Here is a 10,569-nt window from a genome sequence, read left to right as displayed (position 1 = left end):
AAAGAATCGGGTCAGAAGATACTCAGCGGGGAAGACGCTTTTCACCTGTATGAGACCTATGGTTTCCCGGTAGAATTGACGGAAGAAATGCTGCTGGAAGAGGGGATCTCCGTGGATATGGCGTCGTTCGGCAAAGCATCGGAAGAACACCGTCTGCTGGCGAAAGAACAATCCCGTCAGATGAAGGCTGCCGGGGAAAACAGCCTGCTCACAGAAAAAGCAAAAGAACTGGGGCCGACCCGTTTTCTCGGCTATGAACAACTGGAAAGTGACAGCATCATTGAAGCGATGTTCAATGAAGAAGGCGCAGTGGATGGGGCCGGTGAAGGGGAGGAAGTCATTTGTCTTTTGGACCAGACGCCTTTTTATGCTGAGAGCGGCGGACAGGTTTCAGACGAAGGAATCATCCGGACCGGTAAGGCGTATGCTGAAGTGCTGGAATTGCGGAAACTTCCGAGCGGCGCAGTTACGCACCGCCTGCTGATTAAAGACGGGGTGCTGAAAATAGGGGAAAAGGTCCACGCCGTCGTTAATAAGGAAAAACGCCAGGCCATAGCCGGACACCATAGTTCAACGCATCTTCTGCAGACGGCGCTGCGCAAGAGTTTGGGAGATCACGTTCAGCAGGCAGGTTCCCTTGTTACCAGTGAACGCCTGCGGTTTGATTTTTCACATTTTTCGCCGCTCATGGCTGAACAAATCACCGAAGTAGAAAACAGCGTGAACAGGCAAATCATGGCCGGTCTTACGGTGCAGGCCGAAGAAATGGGCATGAACCAAGCCCGTGCAAAAGGCGCGATTGCGTTGTTTGGTGAAAAATACGGAGAAATAGTGCGTTTGGTTGAAATGGGTGATTACAGCAGAGAACTCTGCGGCGGAACCCATGTTAAAAATACAGGGGAAATCGGCTTATTTAAAATCATTTCCGAGAGTGGTATCGGGGCAGGCTTAAGAAGAATAGAAGCTGTGGCCGGTATGGAATCTTTGGCCTACTTAAGAGAAATGGAGAGCCAGTTCGCTGAGATCAGTACGGTGCTGAAAGTTCAGCCAAAGGAAAGTGTGAAAAAAGTTCACCTGATGACGGCCCAGATCAGAGAACTCGAAAAAGAAATTCAGCAGCTGAATGCCAAGCTGTCTAAATATGAAGCGGACAGCATCATGAGCAAGGTTCAGGATATCCACGGTGTGAAAATACTTGCTTCTAGGGTTCAGGCCCCGGATATGGAGACACTCAGACAAACAGCGGACATGCTTCGAGACAAGCTGAAAGAAGGCGTCATTGTACTGGGTGCGGTTGCCGACGAAAAAGTAAATTTGGTGACTGTGGTTCATCCGTCGGGATTAAATGGACTTCATGCCGGCAAGATTATTAAGGAAGTGGCTTCGATTACAGGCGGCGGAGGCGGGGGTCGTCCCGACATGGCCCAGGCCGGCGGCAAGGACCCTTCCAAGCTTGGCGAGGCGCTGGATAAAGTACCTTCCATAATCCGTCATTTTTTGGGGCATAATAGTTAAAGATTACTAAAAAAGTGAAAATATTTTTAACAAACTGACAGGTAATCTTTGGATCAATGCAGAATAATGTATAACATACTGGTGAAAGAAAGGAGGTATAAACCTTGAGTAAGATGGAAGAAACCATGATGTTCAAATCCCATCCAGGTGACAATTCACCGCGGGAAATATTGCAACAGGTTTATGCTGCACTGCAGGAGAAAGGATACGATCCGATCAATCAGTTGGTGGGTTATTTGATGTCCGGAGATCCTGTCTATATTACCAGTCATAATCAGGCCAGAACCAAAATCCGCAAGCTGGAACGTTATGAATTGCTGGAAGAACTGGTAAAATTCTATTTGCGCGATTTATAAAAAAGATTTTCTTACTTTTTATTTTCACCTTTTTTCTTTAAGAATTTCTTTTGATCTGAATACCTTGCGTTTTTTTGATTTTTTTTCAATTAACACGAATGGTTCTTATTTTTGCGTTGCGTTTGATTAGCTGCCCTCACAGTACGTGGGGGTTTCGTTTTGGAGGACGGTCATTTGTTGAAGGTCAAATTAGGGCTAAAGGGTCCGAAGGTATCGGAAATATGTTTTGGCAGCCTCGCAATTTCTTCGCTTCAGGGCAGAGTGAGCGAAGAGCGGGGAAGAGAGATCCTTCAATATGCGCTTTCAAGGGGGATAGACTGGATCGATACGGCAGAAATCTATGAAAACTACAGTCAGTTAAAACCTGTTCTGGCCAGGAACCCCGAGCTAAAAGTTGTATCCAAATCTTATGCGGTGACGAATCAGGAACTGGATGCGAGTCTGGAGAAAGCCAGAAAGGAACTGGGCAGGGACTCTATTGATATCTTTCTGCTTCATGAGCAGGAAAGTCATCTGACGCTCAAAGGACATGCCGGGGCCTGGGAAGGATTGCTTGAAGCAAAGGCCAGGGGTCTGGTTGGGGCGATTGGAATCTCAACCCACGCAGTTCAAGGGGTAAGAGCAGGGGCTCTTCAGCCGGGTCTTGACGTGATTCACCCACTTATTAATTACCAGGGGCTCGGCATTATCGATGGAAGTCTTGAGGACATGCTGGAAGCTATTGCGTTTGCAGCTGAATTAGGTATCGGCATCTATGCGATGAAGGTTTTTGGCGGTGGGCACTTGGCGGCTGAACCGGAAAGAGCCGTGAATTTTATCCGGAGCATTCCAGGAATCCAGGCGATGGCTTTAGGCATGTCATCGATTCCGGAAGTAGACTATAACCTGGCACTGCTGAACGAGGAACCTATATCCGATGAATTGCGCCAAGCGGTTCTGCACCGGGAGAGAAAACTGTACATCGCCGACTGGTGCCAGGGCTGCGGAAAGTGCGTCGGCGGCTGCCCGCAAAATGCGCTTTATCTTAACAAGGGACAGGTCTGTCTGCAGACGGAAAGATGTGTTCTGTGCGGATACTGCGGCAGATATTGCCCGCATTTCTGTCTGAAGATTATATGATACCTTTGTATAAAAAAATTTAAATAATATCTTCCGTAAACTGGGATAATAATAGCGGAGAAAAATGTTAAGGTATATAATTAGGATAAGAGACGTACATCTGAAAATAACAGAACCGTGATACCAAAATGTACAGACAGGGGGACGCTGTTATGAAAAAGAAAGTCCAAGAGTATTGTATTGAATGCGGCGAAATTACTGAATTCCTGTATGATGGCGAAGAATGGTTGTGTAAGAATTGCGGAAGTCACAATTCGCAGGGTGTAATGAACGACTCTATTCCATTAAACAACGATGACGAGCAGGACCGGGCGTAGACCCTACGTGGTCAGGCAGTTGCTGAGGTGCATGAATGAGGATAATGGGGCTGGATCTTGGTGAAAAGACGATTGGCGTCGCGATGAGCGATCCGCTGGGTATTACCGCCCAGGGAGTGGAAGTCATAAGAAGAAGCAGAAAAGAGAAAGAGCGGGAAGAATTAGCCCGCCTGATTCGGGAATACGAAGTGGATGAAATTGTTCTGGGATATCCGAAGAATATGAATGGGACACTCGGTGAAAGGGCGAAGCTGACGGAGGTTTTTGCGGAAGAACTTCGTGAAGGCTATTTACTGCCGGTGAAGTTGTGGGATGAACGGCTGAGCACCATCGGAGCCCAAAGGGCCTTGCTGGAGGCAGATCTATCCAGAGCAAAGAGAAAAAAAGTCATTGATAAGATGGCGGCAGTATTCATTCTCCAGGGATATCTCAATAGCAAGTGAACGGAAATTGAGATACCATTTGACTTTCTTTTCCTGCCAAGGTAGAATTACAATATCTGATTTGAAGAGGTGATACATATGTCCGATGAAATTAATAAGCAAGATGATCTTGATGATGAAGAGGTTTTTGATGTCATTGTCTTAAATGATGACGAAGGAAATGAAAACGAATTCATGCATCTTGCCACCCTCGAAGTTGAAGGCAGTACGTATTTTGTGCTTCTGCCTGTTGAAGAAACAGAAGAAGACGAAGAGGAAGCCGAAGCCATTATTCTGAAGCTTGGCAAAGATGAAAACGGTGAAGACATGCTCATGGATATCGAAGACGATGAGGAATGGGAAAAAGTCGCCGATGCCTGGGAAGAAATGGAAGACGAGTTTGACGAAGAATAAGCAAAAATTTGTTCTTAAAAGTCATAAATAATTTAAGAAACTCACGCTGGGAAGCGTGAGTTTCTTATTGACGAAAAAAAAGGTATAATAGCACATGATAGGTTTGTGATGCAATCGATCATTGTTTCAGTCGTCCAAATTCTAGGATAAGGAAAGAGAGAGGTAAAGTGAGGAGAAAACGCCGAAAGGCTCCTGTAAAAAGAAAAAATTATATGATTGGCATTGTTTTGGTTTTGCTGCTTGTGCTGTTAGCCGGCGGATTATGGTGGTCAGGAAATTTAAAGCCGGTCTCCGATTCTTCCGATAAAGTTGCCTTTGTTCTGGAGCCTGGCATGAATGCCTCTGAAGTTGCAGCCAAGCTTGAAACTGACCATTTGATTCGCGAGGCAAATGTGTTCCGTCAGTTATGCAGGATGAACCAAGCTGATGCCAAGTTGGTTGCAGGGTTATATTATCTTTCGCCTTCCATGAGTGCCAGGGAGATCCTGGATACACTGATGAAAGGACCGGAACTGGAAGTTGTCCGGATTACGATCCCGGAAGGATATACAGTTGCCCAGATTGTCGCTAAGCTCGCCGAGAATAGCTTGGGCACGAAGAATGAATTTTATGACGCTATGAAACGATTTGATCAGGATGACTACAGTTTTTTGGCAGATATTCCTTTGGGTGAAAACCGGCTGGAAGGCTTTTTGTTCCCCGACACGTATTTTTTTGACAAAAAAGCCACACCCTCAGAGACCATTGACCGATTTTTACAGCGTTTTAAACAGGAGCTGACATCTGAGACCACGAACCGCCTGGCAGAACGGAATATGTCTGTTTTGGAGTGGCTCATCAAAGCTTCCCTCGTCGAGAAAGAAGCGAAGAAAGCTGAAGAAAGACCAATGATTGCAGGTGTATTTGAAAACCGTCTGAAAATTGGCATGCCGCTGGAATCCTGCGCGACGATTCAGTATATCTTGGGTGAAGTCAAACCCGTACTGACCATTGCGGATACCCAGATCGACTCTCCGTATAATACGTACCGGCATACCGGGCTGCCTCCCGGACCGATTGCGAACCCGGGTCATGCTTCTTTACAGGCCGCCCTTTACCCGAAAGATACCGACTATTTCTTCTTTGTCGCCAAAAATGACGGGTCACATGCTTTTGCTGTTACCTATGAGGAACATTTAAAAAATGTAAGCATCTATCAATAGAAATATTTGATAAAACGTGATGATTAATTGTTTAAGGTTTAAAATAATGCAGCGGAGTAACTGATGAAAAAACCGGAACTCCTGGCACCTGCCGGGGATTTTGAAAAGTTAAAATTTGCCTATGCGTACGGGGCTGATGCGGTATACGCAGGGGGGGCTTCGTTTGGTTTGCGGGCTTATGCCGGGAACCTGAATGATGATGAACTTAAGCTGGGGGCCGAATATGCGCATAGACTTGGCCGGAAGATCTATATTGCCGTCAATATTTTTGCGCATGAACAGGATTTTGCCGGACTTAAGGATTATCTGATCAGATTAACGGAGCTTGAAATTGACGGGATTATCGTCTCTGATCCGGGGATACTGTCCCTGGCCCGGAAGGAAACGCCGGATCTGCCCGTCCATTTAAGTACCCAGGCCAATTGTACGAATGCAGCCAGCGCCAACTTCTGGTTTTCCCAGGGTGTGCGCAGGGCCGTACTTGCAAGGGAACTTACACTGGAAGAACTAAAAACCCTCTGTCCCAAGGCCCAAGGCGAATTGGAAATCTTTGTCCATGGAGCCATGTGTATGTCGTACTCGGGACGCTGCCTTCTGAGCAATTACCTCACAGGTCGTGACGCCAACCATGGAGAATGTACCCATCCCTGCCGCTGGGGCTACGCGCTGGTCGAAGAGAAGAGACCCGGACAGTATTTTCCGCTGGAGGAAGATGTCAGGGGAAGCTATATATTTAACTCCCATGATCTTTGCCTTCTGCCCCATTTGCCTTTATTAAAAGATTTAAATCTGGCAAGCTATAAAATAGAAGGTAGAATGAAAAGCGCTTATTATGTAGCGAGTACGGTCAAAGTATATCGTGAAGCTTTGGACGTCCTGTGGGAACAAGGAGAAACAAAATTTAGGAAAAAAATTCCCTCCTGGCTTGCTGAAATGGACAAGGTGAGTCACCGTGACTATTCGACCGGATTCCTTTTTGGGAAACCGGGGGCTGAAGCGCATAACATTGAGACTTCCAATTATATCCGCGAATACAGTTTTGTCGGAAGAGTGCTGGAACAAGAGGAATGCGCGGTAATCGGGAAGGGAAGTGAATGCGGCCACTGGATAGAGCAGCGTAATCATTTCCGGCTAGGCGATGAGCTTGAGGTGCTTGCTCCGGAAGGAGAACCGTGGATATTTAAAGTGAATGGCCTCTGGAATTTGGACGGGGAGGAAACCGATGTGGCGAGGCATCCGCAGCAAAAACTGAAGATCGCGGCTCCTGCGCCGTTGAAACCTTTCAGTATCCTGCGAAAAGTAGCGCCTGCCCGTTCGTAATTGTTAGTAATCCGGGGGATTTGCAATGATAAGGATGGTTTCGAGGAACAGCAGCCTGAAATAACAACGGTGCATAAAGACACAGGAGAAAGACCAGATGAAAAAAGACGAGAATACGGAAAACGAAAATCTAAAAGCGAAATTGATTGCTGAAGAATCCCAAAGCAGCTGGGAAGATTCTGATCTGCTGGTCAAAGCAAGGATTCCCCGCTCGGATATTCAGCTTTTGGCCAAATATGTCGAAGGACTTGGTCACCTGGGTGTAATCACAACGACCGATAAAGTCAACGGTGAAGTGATGATCCAAACGACTAGGCAATGCTGGCCGGAACTGGAAAAGGTACTCTCAACACTTCCTTTACAAATTGAGATTTTATCGCAATTGGAATTTGAGATTTCCTTGAACGCAAATTAGATATTCTATCAGAATCTTGTTGTTCTGAGAAAAATCCTATACTATTATAGTGTTATGGGTGATACGAGAAGAGTAGGAGAGACTTTCCGCATGAAAAAACACTGGCTGGCTGTCATCGGTGAAAATGAATTGTCAATAGCCACAATTGCTGTCGGAAAATCTAAAGAAATTGAGATACATATGCATGCATCATACAAGGAACCGGGCGGTAAAAATATTGGCTATGCCGTGCCGGCCGGTTATGATGTTTCGGGTCTGAAGAGCTGGCTTCAATACCAGCGGATACCGCTCCATAAACTAAAAATTGCCGTTTCAGGTCAAGGATTAATTACGACCATTATTACACTGCCGAACATGGCGGATCAGGAACTCGAAAAATTTATTGCCGGAGATATGGATGAATATCTTGAACGGTATACCGATCATTATATTGTGGACTATCGCATCCTGAAGAAATATCAGGAAAACGGGGTACCCATGTTAAAAGTCCTCCTGGCAGCTTTCCCGGCCGAAAAAATGAAGCAGGTTCAGTCGTTCTGCCGGGATCTTGGGATTGAACCCAAGACGGTGGATCTTACTGCGGATTGCCTGGCCAGAATTTATTCTTTTTTGGCAGAAAGAGCGCCTGCTCATGCTCCCCAGGGAAATACGGAACAAGGACAAAACAGCAACGATTTCGCGATTGTCTCCTTAAATCCGGGGCTGATTGAGTTTGTACTTCTGGAAAATGGCAGCTTCTTTTTGTATACCGATTTAAAAGTTAATACGGACGAGAAAACCGTCAATGCAGAAGAAACTCTCAATGCGGATGAAAGAAATCAAAATGCGAGTAGAACAGGCAATACCGAAAAACATGCTTTTCCCGAAGACTTGCCCCAATCAGCAGGCCAGGAACCATCTGATCTGTTAGATGAATTAATTGGGTTGGAGACCAAAGATGGTGAATATCCGCAGCTCGATTTTTATAAGGTCCAAAATCTGCGGAATCATCAAGAAACATTATCTCTGGAGGAATTAGAAGCCGCGGAATTCTATTATTCCCAGCTGGAATCCGTCAAATCGGTCAAAGAAAAAGATGAGTTTGTCCTGGAAGATTTATTTGTGCCTTACGAACTATTGGACGAGGAATTACCTATCTCGTCTACATATCAGGATTTAGAAAAAGAAATGGCCGCTAAAGCTGATAAAAAAGCTGACCTTAGTATGTACAGTTCGCCGAAAGAACTTTCCGATATTTCCGGTAAATTAGATTTAAGCCCGATCATATCCGCATTATCCAAGCTATTGAGCTTCTATTCCGACCGCCATGCCGGAAATTCGGTAGGGACAATCTATCTGACCGGGGAGTACAGCCTCTGGCCGGGACTGGAAGAATATTTCCGAAAAAGTTTACGGATCAACACTGAAACGGGCTTTCCAAATAACTGGATGCCGCTGTTTAAGGCGGACGGAGATACAAGCCTAGCGGAAAACTGGCAGAAGTATGGCAGTCTGTATGGGCTCGCCTTACGTGAAGATATCCACTAACTGGAGGGGCAAATGAACGAAAGAACACAGTTTAATTTTGCGCTGCGCTGGGAAATTGAAGCCGGAAGCGGAAAACAGCCTGTTCGAAGAAAGCTTAGCGTCGTTGTTAGGATAATCGCTGTTGTTTTTGCTGTCATCATTCTAGCCTCCCCGTGGGTTTGGCAGCAAAAACTGGCCTTAGATTTAGAAAGGATTGAAGCCAGCATTCAGTCCTACAATGAAGTTGCTGCTGTCATGGCAGAAAACGACAGGCTCCGTTCCCTGATCACTGATCAGCGCAGCTTTCTGGAGCTTGGGACAAGGGGATCAATCAGCAATCCGGCAGTTATAAGGAGTCAAATAGGCGGACTTCTGCCGGGAGACGCGCAGGTCACTTCTTTTCTGCTTCAGGCGGATAATATGGTCCAATTGCAGCTGATCCTGCCTGAATCGGTAAATATCCGCAGTTTAGAAAATATTTTTATTGATTCCGGTAGGTTTGAAAGTTTTGATATCCAAACGATTTCATTGAATGACAGGGGACAGACGTTAAATCTCGCTCTGAAACTGAAACCGTAGGAGAAATAGAAACGATGCGTATGAAGAAAAAAGGCATTTTAATAACAGGCCTGATCATTCTGCTCGGGATAGGTTATGTCTATCTGCTGGCCGGTCAGTTTGGGGTGCTGCAGAAGAATTCAGCTCAACTCTGCGAACGCGAGGCTTATCTGGTGACGTTGCAGAACAATTACATCAATTTGTCCGGGCTGAAACAGGAACAGACGGATTTAACAGCTCAAGCTGCTGAACTGGATCTGACCGTTCCAAAAAACCTGGTCAAACCGGATATGATGGTCTTTATTTTCAATCTGGCCAAAGACAGCGGGATCAATTCTCAGAATCTGACTTTTGAAGAGATGAAAGATGAAGGCAGTTATTCTTCGCTGGCTATGGATTTCTCCTGTACGGGGTCAACCGCCAAAATCTATGCTTTTGTGGAACGGCTTCGCAAGGTAAGTCAGTATAATCTGGCGCTGGACAGCATCCAGGTAACCGAAGGCGAAGAGGATACGGCTGCGGCCAGGATTAGGATTATTGCTTACGGATACAAAGAATAAACGATTATTGGGAGCCATTAGAAAATTCAGAGAGTTCAGCAAATGTATCCGTGGTATCCAGTAAATTATTTTAGCCAAGAGCGCTTCAAATCTGAAGCGTTTTTTCTTTGTTACTGAGGCAAGTGCAGTCCTTCTATTTGTTTAAATGAAAAAATTTCCGGGTCAGGATAAGCAGTATTCTTTTGCTCCGCGCATAGTAATTAAAAGAGCATGCGTAAGGAGTTGAAGGGTTAATGATTGCTGAAGCTTTTCTTGTCGGGCTTGCCTTATCGGTGATTAAGGGCGTTACCCTGCTGGTATCGTATATTAATAATAATGCGTTCCCCCAGCCGTTAGGAGAAAGGGAGGAAGCCGAATATCTGAGTATCCTGGCAGACTACAAAAATGCCGGAAATTTTTCCAATGAACTTGTCGCAGAAAACGCGCGAAATAAACTGATTGAGCATAATCTGAGGCTGGTCGCGCATCTTGTGAAGAAATATGACGGAACCGGAGCGGACAGTGACGATCTAATTTCGATCGGGACCATCGGTTTAATCAAGGGCATCAATACGTTCAACACGGAAAAGGGAACCAGACTCGCCACCTATGCGGCACGTTGCATCGAAAATGAGATTCTGATGTATTTGCGCTCCCTGAAAAAATCTCGCGGGGAAGTGTCCATTTATGACCCGATTGGTACGGATAAAGAAGGAAACGCGATTAATCTGATTGATGTCCTGGGTACAGATCCGGATGCAATTTCGGATCAGGTGGAAAGTCAATTTGAACAAAGAGTGGTCCTGGAAAAACTCAAATATTTGACAGGAAGGGAACAAACGGTGATAAAACTTCGCTTCGGCCTGATGAACACGCCCAAAAAGAC

13 protein-coding genes are annotated in these 10,569 nt (G+C 45.7%); all 13 read left to right on the top strand.

What is annotated here, in order from left to right; genetic code table 11:
* A partial coding sequence (gene alaS / locus NC238_16490; GenBank protein ID MCM1567507.1) for an alanine--tRNA ligase occupies positions 1 to 1,515 on the top strand: 1,515 nt, incomplete at its 5' end.
* Positions 1,516 to 1,619: 104 nt separating this feature from the next.
* Positions 1,620 to 1,871 carry an IreB family regulatory phosphoprotein gene (locus NC238_16485; protein ID MCM1567506.1) on the top strand — a complete coding sequence of 84 codons (252 nt, stop codon included), beginning with the start codon at positions 1,620 to 1,622 and terminating at the stop codon, positions 1,869 to 1,871.
* Positions 1,872 to 2,030: 159 nt separating this feature from the next.
* Entirely contained in the window at positions 2,031 to 2,990 is a 960-nt protein-coding gene (locus tag NC238_16480; GenBank protein MCM1567505.1) for an aldo/keto reductase, read from the top strand.
* Between the two features lie 152 nt (positions 2,991 to 3,142).
* Positions 3,143 to 3,307, top strand: a complete 165-nt coding sequence (locus NC238_16475; GenBank protein ID MCM1567504.1) for a hypothetical protein — start codon at positions 3,143 to 3,145, stop codon at positions 3,305 to 3,307.
* Positions 3,308 to 3,342: 35 nt separating this feature from the next.
* Positions 3,343 to 3,750 carry a Holliday junction resolvase RuvX gene (ruvX, locus tag NC238_16470; GenBank protein ID MCM1567503.1) on the top strand — a complete coding sequence of 136 codons (408 nt, stop codon included), beginning with the start codon at positions 3,343 to 3,345 and terminating at the stop codon, positions 3,748 to 3,750.
* Positions 3,751 to 3,828: 78 nt separating this feature from the next.
* On the top strand, positions 3,829 to 4,143 hold the full coding sequence (locus NC238_16465; protein ID MCM1567502.1) for a DUF1292 domain-containing protein: 315 nt from the start codon (positions 3,829 to 3,831) through the stop codon (positions 4,141 to 4,143).
* Between the two features lie 167 nt (positions 4,144 to 4,310).
* On the top strand, positions 4,311 to 5,345 hold the full coding sequence (gene mltG, locus NC238_16460; GenBank protein ID MCM1567501.1) for an endolytic transglycosylase MltG: 1,035 nt from the start codon (positions 4,311 to 4,313) through the stop codon (positions 5,343 to 5,345).
* Between the two features lie 63 nt (positions 5,346 to 5,408).
* Positions 5,409 to 6,665: a U32 family peptidase gene (locus NC238_16455; protein ID MCM1567500.1), complete on the top strand. Its 1,257-nt coding sequence runs from the start codon at positions 5,409 to 5,411 to the stop codon at positions 6,663 to 6,665.
* A gap of 97 nt (positions 6,666 to 6,762) precedes the next feature.
* The gene (locus NC238_16450; protein ID MCM1567499.1) at positions 6,763 to 7,080 is read left to right on the top strand and encodes a DUF4911 domain-containing protein; all 318 of its coding nucleotides are present in this window, start codon (positions 6,763 to 6,765) and stop codon (positions 7,078 to 7,080) included.
* Between the two features lie 90 nt (positions 7,081 to 7,170).
* Positions 7,171 to 8,607, top strand: coding sequence for a pilus assembly protein PilM (pilM, locus tag NC238_16445; GenBank protein ID MCM1567498.1), 1,437 nt, complete (start codon positions 7,171 to 7,173; stop codon positions 8,605 to 8,607).
* 12 nt (positions 8,608 to 8,619) lie between these two features.
* Positions 8,620 to 9,165 (top strand): hypothetical protein, encoded by a 546-nt coding sequence (locus tag NC238_16440; protein ID MCM1567497.1) that lies wholly within the window; start codon positions 8,620 to 8,622, stop codon positions 9,163 to 9,165.
* A 14-nt stretch (positions 9,166 to 9,179) separates the two neighbouring features.
* Entirely contained in the window at positions 9,180 to 9,704 is a 525-nt protein-coding gene (pilO, locus tag NC238_16435; protein ID MCM1567496.1) for a type 4a pilus biogenesis protein PilO, read from the top strand.
* 233 nt (positions 9,705 to 9,937) lie between these two features.
* Positions 9,938 to 10,569 (top strand): RNA polymerase sporulation sigma factor SigK (gene sigK, locus NC238_16430; GenBank protein ID MCM1567495.1); only part of this gene is annotated, 632 nt, incomplete at its 3' end.

The organism is Dehalobacter sp., assembly GCA_023667845.1.
Taxonomy (GTDB): Bacteria; Bacillota; Desulfitobacteriia; order Desulfitobacteriales; family Syntrophobotulaceae; genus Dehalobacter.
The sequence above is the reverse complement of the archived record's forward strand: the minus strand, read 5'-3'. Positions and strand labels throughout refer to the sequence as shown.